This is a genomic window from Hymenobacter segetis (genome assembly GCF_038448715.1).
Taxonomy (GTDB): Bacteria; Bacteroidota; Bacteroidia; order Cytophagales; family Hymenobacteraceae; genus Hymenobacter; species Hymenobacter segetis.
Map to the genome: position 1 here is coordinate 92390 of NZ_JBCEVZ010000006.1, position 19288 is coordinate 111677.

The 19288-nt window shown below is 62.3% G+C and carries 18 protein-coding genes; 11 read left to right on the top strand and 7 right to left on the bottom strand.

Features of this window, described 5'->3' with window-relative positions; all coding sequences use genetic code 11:
* Window positions 1-117: 117 nt before the first annotated feature.
* From AAFH49_RS04415 to AAFH49_RS04425, 3 genes are all read right to left on the bottom strand, one after another.
* Complete coding sequence (locus tag AAFH49_RS04415; RefSeq protein ID WP_342296290.1) at window positions 118-2715, bottom strand: TonB-dependent receptor; 2598 nt, start codon at window positions 2713-2715, stop codon at window positions 118-120.
* 141 nt (window positions 2716-2856) lie between these two features.
* Complete coding sequence (locus tag AAFH49_RS04420; protein WP_342296291.1) at window positions 2857-4575, bottom strand: pyruvate dehydrogenase complex dihydrolipoamide acetyltransferase; 1719 nt, start codon at window positions 4573-4575, stop codon at window positions 2857-2859.
* Window positions 4576-4806: 231 nt separating this feature from the next.
* Entirely contained in the window at window positions 4807-5430 is a 624-nt protein-coding gene (locus AAFH49_RS04425; RefSeq protein WP_342296292.1) for a histidine phosphatase family protein, read from the bottom strand.
* Between the two features lie 164 nt (window positions 5431-5594).
* Here AAFH49_RS04425 and AAFH49_RS04430 point away from each other — a divergent pair, with 164 nt between their 5' ends.
* The 5 genes from AAFH49_RS04430 (at window position 5595) to AAFH49_RS04450 (ending at window position 10529) form a co-directional block, all read left to right on the top strand.
* A complete protein-coding gene (locus AAFH49_RS04430) occupies window positions 5595-6029 on the top strand; it encodes a hotdog fold thioesterase (RefSeq protein ID WP_342296293.1) in 435 nt (144 codons plus the stop codon).
* Entirely contained in the window at window positions 6030-7265 is a 1236-nt protein-coding gene (locus AAFH49_RS04435) for a chorismate-binding protein (RefSeq protein WP_342296294.1), read from the top strand.
* A gap of 17 nt (window positions 7266-7282) precedes the next feature.
* The gene (menD, locus tag AAFH49_RS04440) at window positions 7283-8989 is read left to right on the top strand and encodes a 2-succinyl-5-enolpyruvyl-6-hydroxy-3-cyclohexene-1-carboxylic-acid synthase (RefSeq protein ID WP_342296295.1); all 1707 of its coding nucleotides are present in this window, start codon (window positions 7283-7285) and stop codon (window positions 8987-8989) included.
* Window positions 8990-9011: 22 nt separating this feature from the next.
* Window positions 9012-9836 carry a 1,4-dihydroxy-2-naphthoyl-CoA synthase gene (gene menB, locus AAFH49_RS04445; RefSeq protein ID WP_342296296.1) on the top strand — a complete coding sequence of 275 codons (825 nt, stop codon included), beginning with the start codon at window positions 9012-9014 and terminating at the stop codon, window positions 9834-9836.
* Between the two features lie 192 nt (window positions 9837-10028).
* Window positions 10029-10529 carry a DUF305 domain-containing protein gene (locus tag AAFH49_RS04450; protein WP_342296297.1) on the top strand — a complete coding sequence of 167 codons (501 nt, stop codon included), beginning with the start codon at window positions 10029-10031 and terminating at the stop codon, window positions 10527-10529.
* A 30-nt stretch (window positions 10530-10559) separates the two neighbouring features.
* Here the strand turns inward: AAFH49_RS04450 and AAFH49_RS04455 are convergent, their stop codons facing one another.
* Complete coding sequence (locus tag AAFH49_RS04455; RefSeq protein ID WP_342296298.1) at window positions 10560-10751, bottom strand: hypothetical protein; 192 nt, start codon at window positions 10749-10751, stop codon at window positions 10560-10562.
* 81 nt (window positions 10752-10832) lie between these two features.
* Between AAFH49_RS04455 and AAFH49_RS04460 the strand changes: the two genes are divergently transcribed.
* A complete protein-coding gene (locus tag AAFH49_RS04460) occupies window positions 10833-11936 on the top strand; it encodes an AMP-binding protein (protein ID WP_342296299.1) in 1104 nt (367 codons plus the stop codon).
* A 3-nt stretch (window positions 11937-11939) separates the two neighbouring features.
* Window positions 11940-12785: a DUF481 domain-containing protein gene (locus tag AAFH49_RS04465; RefSeq protein ID WP_342296300.1), complete on the top strand. Its 846-nt coding sequence runs from the start codon at window positions 11940-11942 to the stop codon at window positions 12783-12785.
* Between the two features lie 91 nt (window positions 12786-12876).
* Here the strand turns inward: AAFH49_RS04465 and AAFH49_RS04470 are convergent, their stop codons facing one another.
* Window positions 12877-13572 (bottom strand): hypothetical protein, encoded by a 696-nt coding sequence (locus tag AAFH49_RS04470; protein ID WP_342296301.1) that lies wholly within the window; start codon window positions 13570-13572, stop codon window positions 12877-12879.
* Window positions 13573-13726: 154 nt separating this feature from the next.
* On the opposite strand from AAFH49_RS04470, the gene AAFH49_RS04475 reads away from it, so the two are divergent.
* The 4 genes from AAFH49_RS04475 (at window position 13727) to AAFH49_RS04490 (ending at window position 17071) form a co-directional block, all read left to right on the top strand.
* Entirely contained in the window at window positions 13727-14170 is a 444-nt protein-coding gene (locus tag AAFH49_RS04475; RefSeq protein WP_342296302.1) for an ABA4-like family protein, read from the top strand.
* A 145-nt stretch (window positions 14171-14315) separates the two neighbouring features.
* Window positions 14316-15176, top strand: coding sequence for a hypothetical protein (locus tag AAFH49_RS04480; RefSeq protein ID WP_342296303.1), 861 nt, complete (start codon window positions 14316-14318; stop codon window positions 15174-15176).
* 41 nt (window positions 15177-15217) lie between these two features.
* Complete coding sequence (locus tag AAFH49_RS04485; protein WP_342296304.1) at window positions 15218-16258, top strand: sensor histidine kinase; 1041 nt, start codon at window positions 15218-15220, stop codon at window positions 16256-16258.
* Window positions 16259-16267: 9 nt separating this feature from the next.
* Entirely contained in the window at window positions 16268-17071 is an 804-nt protein-coding gene (locus AAFH49_RS04490; protein ID WP_342296305.1) for a LytR/AlgR family response regulator transcription factor, read from the top strand.
* A 170-nt stretch (window positions 17072-17241) separates the two neighbouring features.
* On the opposite strand, the gene AAFH49_RS04495 is transcribed toward AAFH49_RS04490, so the two are convergent.
* The gene (locus tag AAFH49_RS04495) at window positions 17242-18027 is read right to left on the bottom strand and encodes a LytR/AlgR family response regulator transcription factor (protein ID WP_342296306.1); all 786 of its coding nucleotides are present in this window, start codon (window positions 18025-18027) and stop codon (window positions 17242-17244) included.
* 112 nt (window positions 18028-18139) lie between these two features.
* Window positions 18140-19285 (bottom strand): sensor histidine kinase, encoded by a 1146-nt coding sequence (locus tag AAFH49_RS04500; protein ID WP_342296307.1) that lies wholly within the window; start codon window positions 19283-19285, stop codon window positions 18140-18142.
* Window positions 19286-19288 lie beyond the last annotated feature (3 nt).

The following is a 19288-nucleotide window of genomic DNA, read 5'->3' on the forward strand; positions in this document are numbered from 1 at the left end:
CAAGTCGAAGCATCTCTACCGCGCAAGTAAATCCTTTCGGTTGGATTACTGCTGCGGTAGAAATGCTTCGACTGCGTTCAGCATGACGTTACTTTTCACTTATTTCCTACCGGGTCCCTACTGCTTGCTCACCCGAAACTGCAGCTTGGCGAAATAAAACCGGCCGTTGCTGCCCATTTGCACGGCGTCCCAGGCCCCGCCGTTTTCGGTGGCCTGGGGATTGAAGAAGCTGGGGTACACGTTGAAGATGTTGGACGAGCCCACCGACAGGCGCAGCTGGTTGGTGAGGGCATATGACAGGGCCACGTCGGTGGTCAGGCGGTCGCGGTACTTGTTGGGGTCGCCGTTGTAATCATAGAGCAAGACGTGGCCGAACTGCACCAGCCGCACCAGCGCCCCAAAACGGCCGAGGCTGTAATCGAACGTCAGGTTGACCTTGTAGGGCGGCGCGGAGGCTTTCACAAAGGCCCGCTCCCGCTCGCCAAAGAAGATTTCTTCCTTGCCCGTGAGCAGCGGCGTGGTCTTGGCCTTGCCCACAATGAGCAGGCGGTTGAGGTTGGCGGCCAGCGTGGTGGTGAGGCGGCCCGCTCCCACCCCCAGGGTATTAGCAAGCACGGCATCGAGTCCCCAGGTATCGGTCGAAACCGCATTGGCGAAAAACTGGGCCTGGCCCACGTTCAGCCCCTGCAAAATGGTCCCGATTTCGGGGTCATCGTCGGCAAACGTGCCGGTGAGCACAATCCGGTCCTTGATGTGGATGTAGTAGCCATCGACGGTGAAGCTAAGCACCGAGCCGGCGCGGCCCGTGAAACCCACGCTGGCCGACTGCGACCGCTCCTGCGTGAGCGCCGGAATGCCCAGTGCTTTAGATACCGGCCCGTTATTGCGGTCCAGCAGAATATCGACCGGCTTCCCGCCCACCACGTTGGTAAACACGGTATTGAAGTTAATTTGGGCCAGCGACGGGGCCCGGAAACCGGTGCTCACGGTCCCGCGCAGCGAGAATGTTTCGCTCAGCTTCAGGCGGGTGGCCAGCTTGCCGGTCACGCTGCTGCCGAAGTCCGAGTAGTTCTCAAAACGCACCGCGCCCGCCAGCAAAAAGGCTTTGGTCACGTCCAGCTCGGCATCGGCATACACCCCGATGTTGTCGCGGCTGGCCTTCACCTCATTACGCGGTTGGAAACCCGGGAAACCCTGTGAGCCGGCCGCCCGGTCGCTCAATGGGCCGGGATACTTGCGGTACGAGCCTTCCTCGCCGGCAAAAATCTGGTACCACTCGCGGCGGTACTCGCTGCCGATGGCCACGTTCAGGCCCTGGAGCACGGTTTTGTAGTTGCGGCTCAGGTTGAGGTTCACCACGTTTTGCTGCAGCTGAAACCCGCCCGCGTCGAACGACGTGGGCGAGGCCGCGCCCAGCGTGGCGTTCAGCGTGTTATCCACGCCGTAGTGGAAGCGGTTCGAGCCGAAACCGTTGCTCAAGTCTACATCGAACCCGCCAAAAGTGCCGCGCACGCCCACCGCGCCGTGCGCGTCGGTGAGGTCGCTGGTAATGATGGGGTCGAAGCCGTTGGGGTAGAGCGTGGGGTTGCTGCGCGGGTTGGGAATCGGGTTCCCGTTGTCGTCCGTCACGGTCGGGAAGCGCGTGTAAGCGTAGGCATCGCCCTTCCGAATGTTCACACCGCCAAACACATAGGCGTAAATATTCTCGTTGATGGGCAGCTTGCTATTGAGGTAGGCCGAAGCATTACTGGCCTTGGGGTCGCCGTATTCGCGGCGCTGGATGCCGTCCGGGGCGGGCACGTTGGCGCGCTGGGTGTGCTGGCGCTGGTTGAAATCGACGGTCGCATTCACGAAGCCGCCCTTGCCCACGCCCACCCCGTAGTTGAGGTTGGCGTTGAAGTTGCCGCCGTCGAATTTCTTGTCGTCGAAGCGGTACTTGGCATCGTAAGCGCCGTAGTTCACGTTGGCCGTCAGCTCATTCACACTGGTTTTGAGCACGATGTTGATGACGCCCGCAATGGCATCGGAGCCGTACTGGGCCGAGGCCCCGTCGCGCAGAATCTCAATCCGCTCGATGCTGGCGGCCGGAATCGTATTCAAATCGGTACCGGTATTGCCCCGGCCCCGGCTGCCAAACAGGTTCACGAGGGCCGACTGATGCCAGCGCTTGCCGTTCACGAGCACCAGGGTTTGGTCGGGGCCCAGGCCGCGCAGCGAGGCGGGGTCCACATGGTCGGCTCCATCGGCCCCGGTCTGGCGGTTCGAGTTGAATGAGGGTGCCACGAATTGCAGCAGCTGGTTCACGTCGAGCTGCCCGGTTTTGGCCGTCACCTCCCGCACATCAATGATGTCGACCGGCGAAGGCGAATCAGTCACCGAGCGGTTCTGGCTGCGCGAGCCCACCACCTGCACCGCATCGAGGCTGGTGCTGCTTTCGGCCAGCTTCACGGTCACGGCCCCGCCTTCGGTGCCTACTTCCTGCGTGCTGTAGCCCAGCGAGCTAATGACGAGGCGGGGCTGCGCTGTGCGGGCACGCAACGAAAACCGGCCATCCGGCCCGGTAGATGTGCCATTGTTGGTGCCCTTCTCCACCACCGTGGCCCCGATTACGGGTTGCCCCGCCGCATCCTGCACCTGGCCGGTGAGGGTAGTGCTCTGGCCCCAGGCCACGCCACTCACCAAGCAAATAGATGTTACTAGTAGACTGTTTCTCATAGGGCAAGCTGGTGAAATGGTTAAGCTAAATCGTTACATCAATGTATTTTAATTTTTGCAAGCTAACTCCAACTGGCATAAAAAAACCAGCTGGTCAGGCTGGTTTTTTTATAATGCGTTACGAAGCCGTTATAATGGCAATCAAATCATCAAACGCATGGGGTCTTCCAGCAGGCTTTTCAGCGTTTGCAGGAAGGCCGCGCCGGTAGCGCCGTCCACCACGCGGTGGTCGCAGCTCAGCGTCACTTTCATGATGTTGCCGATGGCGAGCGCGCCATCTTTCACGATGGCGGTTTGCTTGATGCCGCCCACGGCCAGGATGCAGGCATCTGGCGGGTTGATGATGGCGGTGAACTCATCGATGCCGAACATGCCCAGGTTCGAGATGGTGAAGGTGCTGCCCTCCCACTCGGCGGGCTGCAGCTTCTTGGATTTGGCTTTGCCGGCCAACTCTTTCACCTCGTTGGCGATGGTAGCCAAGCCTTTCTGGTCAGCGTTGCGGATAACCGGCACCAGCAGGCCTTCGTCCACGGCCACGGCCACGCCGATGTTGATGACCTTGTTCTGACGGATGCGGTCGCCGAGCCACGAGGAATTCACGGCCGGATGCGAGCGCAGGGCAATGGCCGCCGACTTCAGCACCAGGTCATTGAAGCTCAGTTTCACCGGCGACAGCTCGTTGAGCTTCACGCGGGCTTCCATGGCCTTGTCCATGTTGATTTCCATCGTGAGATAGAAATGCGGGGCCGTGAACAGGCTCTCGGAGAGGCGCTTGGCAATCACCTTGCGCATCTGCGACACGGGCGTATCGGTGTAGGTATCGGTCGAGGCCGGAGCGCTGGCAGCGGGAGCCGGAGCAGCTGCCTGTGGCGCGGCGGCCGGGGCGGGCGCAGCAGCCGGAGCAGCTTGCGGCGCGGGAGCGGCAGCAGCACCGGAGGGCTGGAAATTCTCCACGTCGCGCTGCACGATGCGGCCGTTGTCGCCGCTACCTACTACCTGCGAGAGGTTGATGCCTTTTTCCTTGGCAATGCTCTTGGCCAGCGGCGAGGCCAAGATGCGGCCGTTGTTGGCGGGAGCAGCGGCAGGTTGAGCCGGTGCAGCAGCGGCCGGAGCAGCTTCTGCGGCGGGAGCTGCCGGGGCGGCAGCGGGAGCAGCGGCCGGAGCCGAGCCACCGCCGAGCAGCGCCTGAATGTCAGCACCTTCTTCACCGATGATGGCCAGAATACCATCAACCGCAACGGCTTCGCCGGCTTTGGGGCCGGTGTAGAGCAGGGTGCCGTCTTCGTAGTTTTCGAGCTCCATGGTGGCTTTGTCGGTTTCGACTTCGGCCAGCACATCACCCGATTTCACTTTGTCGCCCACGTTTTTCAACCAGGCGGCAATGGTGCCTTCGGTCATCGTGTCGCTCATTTTGGGCATGCGAACCACCGTGGCCTTCTTGCCATTGGCGGGTGCGGCCGGAGCAGCGGGGGCAGCAGCAACTGGCGCGGGAGCCGGAGCGGGCGCAGCAGCCGGAGCAGCTTCAGGTGCTTTGGGAGCTTCGGCGGCGGGAGCCGGGGCGGGGGCAACCGCCGGAGCGGCACCGCCGCTCTGGCCGTTCAGCAGGCCCGAAATGTCTTCGCCTTCCTTGCCCACAATGGCAAGAATGCCATCAACCGGCACAGAATCCTTCTCTTTCGGCCCGATGTAGAGCAGAGTGCCGTCTTCGTAGTTTTCGAGCTCCATGGTGGCTTTGTCGGTTTCGACTTCGGCCAGGATGTCCCCGGATTTAACTTTATCACCCACTTTTTTGAGCCAAGCCGCGATGGTCCCTTCGGTCATCGTGTCGCTCATTTTGGGCATTTTTATGATTTCGGCCATCGGATATAGAAGCGCTAGAGTTGAGAAAGCCAAAATTAGCCGGAAAAGTTGGCGGGGGCAATGTTATTATAGGGAGAATGTAAGGACTTGCTCATCGAACGAATAAAGAACGTCATGCAGAGCGTAGCGAAGCATCTTTACAGCACAAATAACCTATTGTAATAGAATTACTTATTGCGGTAAAGGTGCTTCGCCACGCTCTGCATGACAGTCTATGCATATGCAGCCAAATCAGCCTACTGCCTGCAAGTGCGTCACGTCCAGGAAATTCTTAATAGTGAACACCGAGCCGGTGTACTCCAGCTTGTACAGGCATAAATTGCTGTGTTCGAAGCCTTCCATGCAGCTGAGCGGGTAGTTGAGCAGCTGACAGAGCATGACGCGCATGGCCCGGCCGTGCATGCAGACGAGGACAGTTTCTTCGTCCTCCCGCGCCTTTAGCAGCTCGATGAACGGGCGCTGGCGGGCGGCCACTTCCTCTGGGCTTTCGCCGCCCGTGAGGCGGGCGTGGGTGTCGCCGGCTACCCAGCCGGCCAGCACTTGGCGGTATTCGGCATCCTCTTCCATGGTGATGCGGGTGCCCTCGCGCACGCCCCAGCTTATTTCGTTGAGGCCAGCGTGGGCTTCGTGGGGCAGACCAAGGTCGAGGAACTGTTGCACCGACTCCTGGGTGCGGCGCAGGGCTGAGGTATATACTTTATCGAAGGGCACGTGACCGTAGGCCGCGAAGAACTGGGCCGCCTGGCGGCGGCCGGTATCGTTCAGGCTGGAATCCACGCCGCTGCCCTGCACGATGCCGCGCACGTTGAAATCGGTCTGGCCGTGGCGCAGAAGGAAGATGGTCCGGGGCCTCACTTTCGCGGTAGTTTTGCGTTATAATCGGTCAACAATTAATCAAAGTACGGAGTTTGACTTTTAGTGGTTAACGGTTAGCGATGAATGATTAGTTATTTACGAAGGATACACTTGAGTAAAACCATCCCATTCACCCCTAACCGCTAACCGTTTATCACCACTGCATGAATCTGGAAGAAGTAAAGCGCTGGACGGCCTCCCGCCCCACCCTGGCCGATGCCCTCGGCATGGAAATCACCGCCGTGACTGATGATTACATCGAAGGGCGGATGCCCGTGGATGGCCGCACCCACCAGCCTATGGGCCTGTTGCACGGCGGGGCATCAGTGGCGTTTGCCGAAACCCTGGGCAGCATAGCGGCCGCCATGCGCGTGGACCGCACCAAGCAGGCCTGCGTGGGCCTCGAAATCAACGCCAACCACCTCAAAGGCGTGCGCGATGGCTGGGTGCTGGGCCGCGCCACGCCGGTACACATCGGCCGCAGCACGCAGGTGTGGGAAATCCGTATTTCGCACGAAGAAACCGGAGTACTGGTCTGCATTAGCCGCATTACCATGGCGGTGATTGATTTGCCGGCGGCTAACCCGAAGGCGGTTTAAATGCAGGCTGGTCAACTTCGATACCTACCCTGGCCGGCGGTGGCGGCGGGCATGGATGCCCCAACCCGGCTTCGCCACCTTGTGGCCGGCGCGCTGCGCACCAACCGTCCGCTGGCCCTCTGGCGTGAGCCTGCGGCCGCGCACCCGCGCCTGCTGGTAGCCCGCTCCCTCGAAGCCGCCTTCACTGGCCTGCCGCCCGCGCTGGATGCCCAGGCCCCGGCCGGTTTCGCATTCTTCCCGTTCCGCGATTCGGACCACAATCCGGCATTATTCTTACCCGCCGACGTGGGCTACGACCTGGCCGAGCCCGAAGCCGTGACCGTGGCCCCGGCCGCCCGCGAGCTGGTGCCGGGCCTCACCGCATGGCTGGGCCTGCCCACGCCGCCCGAGTTGGCCTGGCACTATGGCATCCAGCCCGCCCCGCCCGCCGCCACCGAGGCCGAATACACCGCCCTGGTGCGGCGCGGCGTGGCCGCCATCGAGGCCAAAGAAGTGGTGAAGGTGGTGAGTTCCCGTGCCGCCCGCCGCCCACTGCCGCCGGGGTTCGACCCGCTGGCAGCATTCGCGGAACTGAGTGAAAAATACCCGCGCGCCTTTGTGTCGCTGGTGAGTGTGCCAGGCCTGGGCACTTGGCTGGGAGCCTCGCCCGAGGTGCTGGCCGAGGTTACGGCCGACGGGCATTTTCATACCATGGCGCTGGCCGGCACGCAGCCGCTGCTGCCGGACACGCGCCCGCAGGATGCCATCTGGCGACAGAAGGAGATTGAAGAGCAGGCGCTGGTGGCCCGCTATATCGTGAGCTGTTTCAAGCAGCTGCGCCTGCGTGAATACCACGAAACCGGCCCGCGCACCGTGGCCGCCGGGCAGCTGCTGCACCTGCGTACCGACTTTGAAGTGGACCTGCAAAACGTGCCCAACGCCGCCTCACTGGGCACCGATATGCTGCGGTTGCTGCACCCCACCTCCGCCGTGGGCGGCATGCCTAAAACGGCAGCGCTCGATTTCCTGCGCCGCCACGAGGGCTACGACCGTGCCTACTATAGCGGCTTCCTTGGGCCGGTGAACGTGGCTGCGCCCGGCATCGCCCGCTTGTTTGTGAATCTGCGCTGCCTCCAACTGCGCCCCACCGAAGCCATTCTCTATGCCGGTACCGGCCTCACCGTCGACTCAGACCCGGCCCGCGAGTGGCAGGAAACCGAAATGAAATTGCAAACCGTGGGCGCGGCGCTTCAGTGATATTTGATTGATTAAGAATGATGCAAGCTGTTTATAACATCGCCGAAATCTGCGCCCAACACGGCATTACCGATGTCGTTTTGTCGCCGGGCTCGCGCTCGGCCCCACTTACGCTGGCGTTTGCGCGCCACCCCGATTTGAACGTGCGCGTGGTGCCCGATGAGCGGGCCGCTGCCTTCATTGGCCTGGGCATTGCGCAGGCGCAACGTAGGGCAGTGGCGCTGGTGTGCACGTCAGGAACCGCAGGGCTCAACTATGCTCCTGCCGTGGCGGAGGCCTTTTTTCAGCACATTCCGCTGGTGATTTTCACCGCCGACCGCCCGCCGGAATGGATTGACCAGCTCGATGGGCAGACCATCCGGCAGCGCAATTTGTACGGTGCGCACGCCAAGGGCGAGTTTGAGTTTCCGGTTGATACTTCGCACGCTGATGCCAAGTGGCATTCGGCGCGCATCGTGAACGAGGCCATCAATCTGGCCCAAGCCGCGCCCGCCGGGCCGGTGCAGGTGAACGTGCCGTTGCGGGAGCCGTTTTATCCGAAGCCCGGCGAGGAAATTGGGTATGATAAGGATGTGAAAATTATCCGGGAGCACGCTTCCAACGCGACGCTTTCGCCGGCTGAAATTCTGGAGTTGCGCCAGTTGCTGCGGGAGGCGGGCCACGTAGTGGTGGTAACCGGTCAGCAGCCCGGTAACCCCGGGTTACTCTCGGCACTTTACGAATTTGTGACGGCACGACAGGTGCCGGTGGTAGGCGATATCATTGCCAATGTGGGCGAAGTTGCAGACGTGCAGCGGCAGGATATTTTTCTGGCGGGCCTGAGCAAGGACCACAAGGCGGCGCTGAAACCGGATTTACTTATCACCTTCGGTCAGTCGCTGATTTCGAAAAGCCTGAAACTGTTTTTGCGCGATGCAGCCCCGGCGCAGCACTGGCACATACAAGATGCTGGCGAAGCGGCCGATACTTTCCGCTCACTCACGCGGGTGGTGCGGGTGTCGCCAGCAGTTTTCTTTCAGCAACTATCGGAAGGAGCGGCCAAGAACCAGCCCATCGAAACTGCCCTCTGGCAGGAGGTCGATGACGCTGCGGCTAATTTTCTGTCGCATTTTTTTGCAACTGAAGCACCTGCATTCAATGAGTTTTCAGCCTTCCGGCAGTCCATAGCCGCGATTCCAGAAACTACCGCGCTGCACTTAGCCAACAGCATGGCCGTGCGCTACGCCAATATTCTCGGTGCCCCGCAAGGCCGGCAAATTGAAGTTTTCGCCAACCGCGGCACCAGCGGCATCGACGGTTGCACCAGCACCGCCGTGGGCGCGGCGCTGGCCCAGCCGGAGCGGCCGGTGGTTTTGATGACTGGCGACGTGGCGTTTTTCTATGACCGTAACGCCTTCTGGCACAATTACCCGCTGTCCAACCTGCGGGTGGTGCTGTTCAACAACCACGGTGGCGGCATCTTCCGCATCATTGACGGGCCGCGCCAGCAGCCGGAACTGGACGAGTTTTTTGAGACGCGCCAACTGCTCACGGCCGAGAACACGGCCAAGGATTTTAACCTGCGCTACTTCCCGGTTTCGTCATTTGCAGAACTTGAAGCCGCGCTACCGGTTTTCTTTGCAGCCGAAACCGGCGCGGCCATTCTGGAAGTCTTCACGGACTCGAAGACCAACGCGGCGTTTTTTGAGGAATACCGTAGTGCGGTGAAAGCCGCATTCGCCTAACGTTCTTTTTCCCATCTTCCCTATGACCGAACCCATTGTCTGGACCCCGATTAAGGAGTTCAAAGAAATTCTCTTCACGCAGTTTGGCGGCATCGCCAAAATCAGCATCAACCGGCCGCAGGTGCACAACGCCTTCACGCCGCTCACGGTGCAGGAGATGATTGAGGCCATGCGCATCTGCCAGGACCGCACCGATATCGGCGTTATCATCCTCACCGGTGAGGGCGGCCGGGCCTTCTGCTCGGGCGGCGACCAGAGCGTGCGCGGCCACGGCGGCTACGTGGGCGAGGACACCGTGCCCCGCCTCAACGTGCTGGAACTGCAGAAAATCATTCGCTCCATCCCCAAGCCGGTTATTGCCATGGTGGCAGGCTGGGCCATCGGCGGCGGCCACGTGCTGCACGTCGTTTGTGATTTGAGCATTGCGGCCGACAACGCCCGTTTCGGCCAGACCGGCCCGAATGTGGGTTCGTTCGATGGCGGCTTTGGCGCGTCCTACCTCGCCCGCGTGGTGGGCCAGAAGAAGGCCCGCGAAATCTGGTTTCTCTGCGACCAGTACGACGCCCAGGAAGCTCTCGATATGGGCCTGGTGAACAAAGTAGTACCGCTCGATAAGCTGGAAGAAACTACCGTGGCCTGGTGCCACAAGATTCTCCAGAAAAGCCCGCTCTCGCTGCGGATGCTTAAGTCGAGCTTCAACGCCGAACTGGATGGGCAGGCCGGCATTCAGGAGTTGGCCGGCAACGCTACGCTGCTCTATTACCTGAGCGACGAGGCCAAGGAAGGCCGCAACGCCTACATGGAGAAGCGCCAGCCGGACTTCTCGAAATTCCCAAAATTTCCGTAAGGCTGGCGGCTTAGCATCCGGCTTTTGTAGCAGGATTCTAAGCCTTGAATTTTGATAATGCCCCGCGCTTCCACTTCCGGAGGCGCGGGGCATTCTTGCTTCGGGCCTCAACCTCGCGTTTGGGCTTGCGTTTATTCGGAGTAGGCGGCCACGCTGGCAGCCCGGATTTTTTCGAATAAACGCCCCCTATTTATGAATTCAGATTCGCCGAATCAGGCCATGCCCAATGCCCCGATGCAGGGCGGCCACTACCCCAAATTTCTGCTCACGCTGGCTGTGTCGTTTGTGGTGATGTATGTGGTAATGTACCTCAACACATATGAGCTCGACCACGTTTATTTCAGCCTCACCCGCTTCTACATGACCGTGCTGATGGTGACGGCCATGGCCGTGGTGATGCTGCTGATGATGCCCATGATGTACCCCAACAAAACTACCAACGGCATCATCATGGGGGCCAGCCTCACACTATTTGTGGGCGCGCTGGTGATGGTGCGTGCCCAAACCTTCGTGGACGATACTACCTGGATGAAGGCCATGATTCCGCACCACTCCATTGCCATTCTCACCAGCGAGCGGGCCACCATTAAAGACCCCGAAGTACGGAAGCTCGCCGATGGCATTATTACTGCCCAAAAGCGCGAAATCGGCGAGATGAAGGCGATGATAAAACGACTGGAAGCGCAGCCCTAGCGCCCGGCGCAGCTCACTCAATAGGCGGGGCTAATAGCTAAACCCAATCGCGTGCAGGCAGGCGCACCAGCTGAAAAAGAACCGCCGGTCTTCCTGTTTGCGGGCCTTTTTAATGGCTTTGGCGCGGGCCTTGACTTCGGACAGCTCGAAGCGGCGGATTTTGGTGGGCGGGCTGCCGACGACGGGAGCCACAGCAGCGGCGGGTTGCGGGTGGGATTGCATGGCGCTGAGGAAGTAGTATACAGTAATAATACGGAATTTTCGCTGGAAAGTCAACCCGGCGGGCGGGCGTACTTTCGCGCCATGACTGCCAACCTGCCCACTTCCCTCCTGCTCAACGGCCGCGAATACGCTTACGCCGCCATCCGTGAATATCCCGCTCAGCTTGATGCGCCCGTGAACGGCTACGAGGCTAAGGTGCTGGACTTTGTACGGCAGTGGCTGAACGGGACGCAGGAATTTACCCTCACCACTTCGGGCAGCACGGGGCCGCCGTCGCCCATCGTGCTGCGGCGGCGGCAGCTGGAAGCCTCGGCCCGCCGCACGGCCGATTTCTTCGACCTTGGGCCGGGCGACCGCGCCTTGGTTTGCCTCAACTGCGAGTACATCGGCGGGATGATGATGCTGGTGCGCGGACTGGAACGGAACATGCACCTCACCATCGTGGAGCCGCATGCCGACCCGTTTGCCTACGTGGCCGGGGATGCGAAATTTGATTTTTCGGCCTTCGTGCCCTTGCAATTGAAAGCCGTGCTGGCGGCTGGCCATGCTGCGCGGCTCGATAAAATGAAGTCGTTTCTGATAGGTGGCGCGCCGGCCGATGCGGCGCTTACGCAGGAACTCCAGCCGCTGAAAGCCGCCGCGTGGCTGACGTATGGCATGACCGAAACCTGCTCGCACGTGGCCTTGCGGCGGCTTAATGGCCCGCAGGCCGGGCCTACGTTCCGGGTGCTGCCGGGCATTGCGGCGGGACAGGATGAGCGCGGCTGCCTCACGCTGCGCGGCGACGTGACCGATGACCAGCTCATCGTCACCAACGACGTGGTGCAATTGAGCGCCGACGCGCACACGTTTGAGTGGCTGGGCCGGGCTGATTTTGTGATAAACTCGGGCGGCGTGAAGGTGCCGGCCGAAAAAGTGGAACTGGTGCTGGATGTGGCTTTGGCCGAAATCGGGCAGTCGCGCCGCTGCTTTGTGGCGGGGCAGCCCGATGAGCGGCTGGGCCAGGTGGTGACGGCCTTTATTGAAGGAAAACCGCTGACGGAAACGCAGGAAAATGACCTCAAAACCCTGCTGGCGGCCCGCCTAGGACGCTATGAGCAGCCCCGGCAATTCACCTACCTGCCCGAATTCCAGATGACGGCCACGGGCAAGCTCAACCGAGCGGCCACGTTGCGCACGCTGTAACGCATGAAATTCTGCTTTTTACTCAGCCTGCTAATTGGACTACTGGCCAGCCTGGCCGCGCGGGCTCAGGAGCCGGACTCGACCGGCACGGCCGCGCCCGATTCGGCGGTGGTGAACGGCGCGGGCAGCCTTACGCCGCCGCCAGCCGGGCTGCCTTCGGCGGAGTTCGAGACCTATAATGTGGACGGAACGGGCGTGCGCTACACGGCGGCCCTCACCGGACTTTACACTACGGGCACGGTGGAGCGGGTGTATTTCAGCACCAGCCATACGGGCGGCTTCACCACGGGGCACTGGCAGTTTCCGGCGGCTTTTAGCTACAGCTACGGCCGGCAGGATGGGGCGCTACGGGAGCGGGAGTTGCTGCTGCTCAGCACGCCGGACTATCGCATTCGGAAGTGGAAATTTTACGCGCTGGGTGAGTTCGAAAGCAGCAACCTGCGCGCCATCACGCGGCGCGTGGTGGCGGGCGGCGGCGTGGGCTACCAGCTCTACACCGACAGCACCAACAGCGAGGTGGCGCTGAGCACCTTCCTGCTCAACGAGCGCACCGACTACAACGCCGAGCCCGATTTTTCGCGGCACGTGGTGCGCAATTCCACCCGCCTCAAGCTGCGCCTGAACTGGGGCGTATTCAGTGCGTCGGAGCTGTTCTTTTATCAGCCCAGCCTGCGCGACCCGGGCGGCGACTACCGCCTGAACAGTGCCACCGTGCTGGCCTTCAAACTCTACCAGCACCTGGCGCTGAATCTGGCCTACTCGTTTTCCTACGAAAGCGTGGTGGTGCAGGCGCGCAGCCGGGCGAATGGCACGCTCTCGGTGGGCTTCGCGTATAGCACGGGCAAGTAAATTTTGTCATTCCGACGCAGGAGGAATCTGGGTAAAATCAGCCAGGAAACTTCCCTCCGATTCCTCCTGCGTCGGAATGACAACGACTCGCCTAGCGCATGTTGGTTTGGGTGAAGAGCGGCTCCTTGTCCTTCATCACCTTGAATAGCTCGCCCAGAAACAGGTTGGCGCGCAGGTAAAATACCGGGCCGTTCAGCTCTTTCTGGATGGCCCCGGGCACGAACACCGGCTGCCGCCAGCCCAGGCCCGTGCCCGCGCCACCCCAGCGAAACACGCGGTACTGAGCAGCCAGCGTGGGCTCCACGATGCCCATGAACTCGCGCGGGGTTTTATCGGAAACGTTGTCGTCGGTTTTGTAGAGCACGTAGGCTGAGCCCAGGCCCAGCTGCATGTTGGCGCTGAGCTCCCAGCGGCGGTTTTCGAGCAGCACGTAGCCGGCGTAGGCGGCCAGGTAGCGGAAGCGGATTTCGGCGTCGGCGTCTTCGGCAGCATTTTCGGGCTTGGCCTGGCGCGAGGGCACGCCGGTGCTCAGGAAGTAGATGGCCGCGCCGGTGCGGAAGCGGCTTTTGAATTCGATGCCCAGCTTGAGGCCGTTGATGGTGGTGAGGTGGTGGTTGAGGATGGAGTAGCGCGAGTCGTACTGCACCACGAAGCGGTTGTGCGGCAGGCGCACGATGTTGGGCCGGCGTACCACCGAGTCGGGCCGGGCCGGCCCCACGGCCTGCGCCCACGCGCCCACCGGCAGCAGGCCCACACTCAACCACACAAGAAGTAACAACCAACGCATATCAAACCCAAAGAACCGACCAGCGGCAAAGGTCGGGGATTTCACCCGGCCACAACCGCCACTTCGCCCGGTTGTTTGGCCGCTTCGCCCCGAAACGGCTGGCGCGGGCCTAGGGTTGGACCTTAGTTTTGACCAACTTCTTCGCCCGGCTCCCATGCTCACCCCCGATTCCCTGTTTTCTCTCGCCAACCCCGTGGCCCTGCTGGGCTGGGCCTTGCTGGTGCTGGCTCCGCGCTGGCGCGGCACCCGCGCCGTGGTGCTGAGCGGGGCGCTGCCGCTGCTGCTGGCCGCCACCTACGCCGTGCTCATTGCCACGCACTACCTGGGGCCGCACGGCGGCGAGGGCGGTTTTGGCTCGCTCGATGAGGTTGCGGCGCTGTTCCGCGACCGGTGGGCGCTGCTGGCCGGCTGGGTGCATTACCTCTGCTTCGATATGTGGACCGGGGCCTGGGAGCTGCGCGATGCCCAGCGGCGCGGCGTGCCGCACGGGCTGCTGGTGCCCTGCCTGGGGCTCACGTTTATGTTCGGGCCGGTGGGGCTGCTGCTGTATTTCGGGGTGCGCAGCCGGTATCCGGAGCCGGCTGGAGTTGCCATTTAGTACCGCGCGTCTGTCATCCTGAGCAGCGCGAAGGACCTTATCACGCCCGCAACAGCTGGATTACTGCAAACCGTTCAGCGGGGAGAAGGTCCTTCGCTGCACTCAGGATGACAGACGCATTAGATTCCTTAAAACCTCTACGCCCATGAAAACCACCACCCTGCTTTCATCCGCTGACTTTTCGCCGCTCAGCGCCCTTGCGCCGGCTGCCGGCACCGTGGGCGAGGCCCTGCGCCTGCTGCACCGCGTGAACCCCGTGCTCTCCTACACCGGCTGGCTGAACGTGGCGCTGGCCGTGCTGGCCCTGGCGCTGCTGCCCTTCGACCAGCGCCATGTGACCGGGGCGCTGGTGTGGCTGAAGCCGCTGAAATTCGCCCTCTCCATCGCCGCCTTTGCCTGGACGCTGGGCTGGCTGCTGGCCGACTTACCGGCCGCCGCCCAGCGCAGCGTGCAGCTGCTGAGCTGGGGCGTGGCCGTGAGCATGGCCGTGGAGCAGGCCGTGATTTTCACGCAGGCGGCGCGCGGCACCACCTCGCACTACAACACGTCCTCGGCGCTCAATGGCATCCTGTTCGGGCTAATGGGCTTGTTTATTCTGGTTAATACCCTGATGACGGTGTGGGCCCTGTACCTAGCCTGGCGCTACCAGCCATTCGGGCCGGACGGCTACGTGTGGGGCGTGCGCCTGGGACTGATGGTGTTTGTGGTGGGCAGCGTGCTGGGCGGCTTCATGATTCATAACCAGCAGCACACCGTGGGCGCGCCCGACGGCGGCCCCGGCCTGCCCGGCCTGGGCTGGAGCACCCGCGCCGGCGACCTGCGCATTGCGCACTTCCTGGGCATGCACGCCCTGCAAGCCCTGCCCCTGCTGGGCTGGGCCCTGAGCCGCTGGGCTCCGCAACAGGCCACGGGCCTCACATGGGCCGGGGCGGCGCTGTATGCCGGCGCGGTGGCCGGGCTGTTTGCGCTGGCCATGGCGGGCCGGCCGCTCTGGGCCGGGCAGTAGGCGGCGCACTACTTTTGACTGCTCATCAAGCCCGCCGCCCCATGACTGCCCTCAATGACCGTCGGTTTCTGCTGGGAGGCATTCCGCTGCTGAGCTTCGTTATCGCCGTCGTCGGCCTGCCCATCGGGGCGGATGGGCGCTGGCCGCTGGTGCTGACGCATTGGGTGATTTCGCTGTATTTCACCACGGGCTACTGGCTGGCCAACCGGCAGCTGTGGCGGGCGCTGCTGGCCCGCTTCCCCCGCCCCGAGCAGACGCCGCGCCGCCTCTGGCTGCTGGCCGGCTTGGCGGTGTTGGTGACGGCCGCCACTTCAGTGCTGCTGGCGCTGCCGCTGCGCGCGCTGCTACCCGCCGACTTCCCCTTCACGCTCCCGGCGTTGCTGGTGCAGGTCCGGTTCAGCCTGGTGCCCACCGTGGCCGTGCTCACGCTCTACGAAACCATGTATTTCTTTGAGCAGTGGAAAACCAGCCTGAGCCGCGCCGAGGAGCTGGGCCGCGCCCAGAACCAGGCCCAGCTCGAAGCCCTGCAAAGCCAGCTCGACCCGCATTTTCTGTTCAATAACCTCAACACGCTCTCGGCCCTCATCGAGCCCGGCAACGCCCCGGCCCAGGACTTTGTGGAGCAGCTGGCCGACGTTTATCGCTACGTGCTGCTGGCCCAGGGCCGCGCCACCGTGCCCCTGGCCGAGGAGCTGGCCTTCATCGAAACCTATCTGGCGCTGCACAAAGCCCGCTTTCGGGATAATCTGCGGGTCGAAATCAGCATTGTGCCCGCCGCGCTGGCCCGGCACGTGGCCCCGCTCAGCGTGCAGCTACTGGTGGAGAATGCGCTGAAGCACAACGTGGCCTCCCGCGAGCACCCGCTGCACCTTCGCCTAGCCGTGACCGCCGATGCGCCGGATGCCCTGGTGGTCGAAAATACCCTGCGGCCTCGCACGGCCGGTTTCGCGCCCGGCACGGGCACCGGCCTGACCAACGTGCGCCGCCGCTACGCGCTGCTGGGCGCGGCGCAAACCGTGGAAACCAGTGCCACCGATGGCAAATTTGTAGTAAAGCTGCCGCTGCTGCTGGCCCAGCGCTAATTCGCACCCATGACCGTTCTCCTCCTCGAAGACGAGTACCCCGCCGCCGAGCGCCTGCAGCGCCTGCTGCTGCAAGCCGCCCCCGACGCGCAGGTGCTGGCCGTGCTCGACACCGTGGCCGGGGCCCTGGCCTGGCTGGCCGTCCACCCCGCCCCCGACCTCATCTTGAGCGACATTCAGCTGGCCGATGGCCTGAGCCTCGAAATCTGGGAGCAGGCCGTGGTGCCCAGCCCGGTCATCTTCACCACCGCCTTTGATGCGTACGCCATCCGCGCATTCCAGGCCCACAGCGTGGCATATTTGCTGAAACCCGTGAAGCTGGCCGAGCTGCAAGCCGCCCTGGCCAAGCGGCGGCAATGGTCTGAGTTAAGAGTTAGGAGTGAAGAGTTAAGAGTTGACTCAGATTCACCAATGCTTAATTCTTCACTCCTAACGCTTAACTCCATCGAGCGAATGCTCGATGCCCTACGGCCCTACAAAACGCGGTTTCTGGTGCGGCAGGGCGAGCAGCTGCTGCCTCTGCCGGTGGCCGACGCGGCCTGGTTTCTGAGCCGCAACGAAACCGTGACGCTGGTGGCCACCGACGGCCGCCGCTTCGTGCTCGACTACACCTTGGAGCAGCTCGAAGGCCTGCTCGACCCCGCCCGGTTCTTCCGCCTCAACCGCCAGATTATTGCCCAATTGCTGGCCGTGCGCCGCCTGCACCCGCATTTCGGCGGCAAGCTTTTGGTCGAATTACACCCCGCCCCGACCGAGGAAATCTTGGTGAGCCGCGAGAAAGCCCCCGCCCTGAAAGCCTGGCTGGAAGGGTAGGTTTCGTCTGTCATTGCGAGCGCAGCGAAGTAATCCGTCCTCTCAAACCCAGCTCTTTTCTTCTACCAGAAAGTCCCGATACTGTACAGTACCGGGGCTTTTCACATCTCAAGGCCTATCACATTGTACAGGACGGATTGCTTCGCTGCGCTCGCAATGACAGGCGAAACCTACCTGTCCAGCCAGCTCTTGAACACGTTCACCTTTTCCCTACTCACCAGCACCTGGGCATCGGGCGCGGTGGGTTTGAGCACGGTTTGCAGGCGGGAGTTGGTGTAGGAAATGATGTCGTGAATGGCCGACTGCTGGGCCAGGTAGGCGCGGTTGAGGCGGAAGAAGCGGCGCGGGTCGAGCAGCGTTTCGAGCTGGTCCATCGTGTAGTCGACCACGAATTTGCGGCCTTCGGTGGTTTGCAGGAAGGTGGCTTTTTCGAGGCTGAAGAAGTAGGCAATCTGGTCGAGCGGCACCACTTTCAGGTGCTCGCCCACGCGCACCACAAACTGGGTTTTGTAGCTGGTGGCGGGCGGGGCGGTCTGTTGCATTTGCTGCATGAGCTGGGCCAGCAGCGCGGGGTCGAAGGCCGGCGCGGGCGCGGCGGGCAGGCGCTGGCGCAGCTTGGCGAGGGCGGCGGCCAGCTCATCGGCATCGATGGGCTTGAGCAGATAATCCACGCTGTTCACCTTGAAGGCTTGCAGCGCATACTGGTCGTAGGCGGTGGTGAAGATGACCGGGCAGCGCACCGCCACCTGCTCAAAAATCTCGAAGCTCAGCCCATCGGCCAGGTTGATGTCGAGAAACAGCACATCAGGCGACACTTCCCGCAACAGGCTCACCGCCTGGGCCACCGATTCGACCGTGCCGAGGATTTCGAGCGGCTCGGGCTGGCGGGCCAGCATATCGGTCAGGCGGCGGGCAGCCAGGGGTTCGTCTTCGACGATGAGGGCACGGAGGGGCATTTTTTTGAATTATGAATTATAAATTATGAGTTATGAATTAGCTCAAATATGCCCTCGCAAAACTAGGATGCGATTTCGCCGCATTCATAATTCATAATTTTTAATTCATAATTCAAATTACCAGCAACGGCAGCGTCACCACAAACTCGCCATTCTCCTCGCCGCTCACCACAGGCTTATCGGTGAGAAAAGCGTAGCGGGCGGCCAGGTTGGCCAGGCCCCGGCCCGACGACTCGCCCGGGGCCAGCCGGCGTGGGCGGCGGGTGTTGCGCACCGTCAGGGTGTGGGCGACGGGGTCCAGGGTCACGCGCAGGCGCAACGGGTCGGCCTGGTAGGCGGCGTTGTGCTTGAGCACGTTTTCGAGCAATAGTTGCAGGGCCAGGGGCGGCACGTAGTACGGGGCCACGGCAGCGGGTGGCAGGTCCATTTCCACCGCCAGGGCGTCGCCGAGGCGGGTTTTCTGGAGGTACAAATAGCTTTCGGCGAAGGCAATTTCATCGGCCAGCGGCACCAGTTCCTGGCTTTCGCTGTCGAGTACGTAGCGGTACACCTGCGAGAGCTGCCGGATGAAGCGCACGGCCCGGGCGGGGTCGTTTTCTTCCACCAGGCTGGTCAGCGCGTTCAGCGAATTGAACAGGAAGTGCGGGTCCACCTGCCGGCGCAGAGAATCCAGGCGGGCCACGGCGGTTTCCTTTTCGAGGCGCTCAACGCGCACCGTGGCCTCACGCCAGCCCAATAGGAAGGAGCGCGAGTGCATGAACAGCGACACAATCACCGTCATCACCAGCGGGGCCACCATCTGGCCGGCCACGTTGCGCTGGAAGATGGCCAGCGGCGACTGGTGCCACAGCAGCACAGTAATGCCCTCGCCAATCAGCAGAATCACGAACAGCGAGGCCAGCAGCGACGCGCCCACCGTGAGCAGCAGCCGGCGCACGGGCCGCTCGGTCCAGCCCAGGCCGTGGTTCAGCCAGTCGGAGGTGTAGCCGTTGGCCAGCCACAGCCCCACGAAATACAGCAGCGAAATCGCGAAGCTGATGCCGTAGTTGACGGGGTGCAGCCAGGGCTGGTGTTCATTGGAAAACGCGAAGCCGGCCGTGCCCAGCAGTATCCACCAGCGCCGCTCCCAGATGGACCGCAGCTGCGAGGGCTCGGTGGTGGTGACCCAGGGCTGGGCTGCCGGGGCGTTGGAATCAGCAGCAGGAGCGCAGGAAGCGGAATGGGGCAGGGCCACGGCAGAGGGCAGTTGAGTTTGCATCAA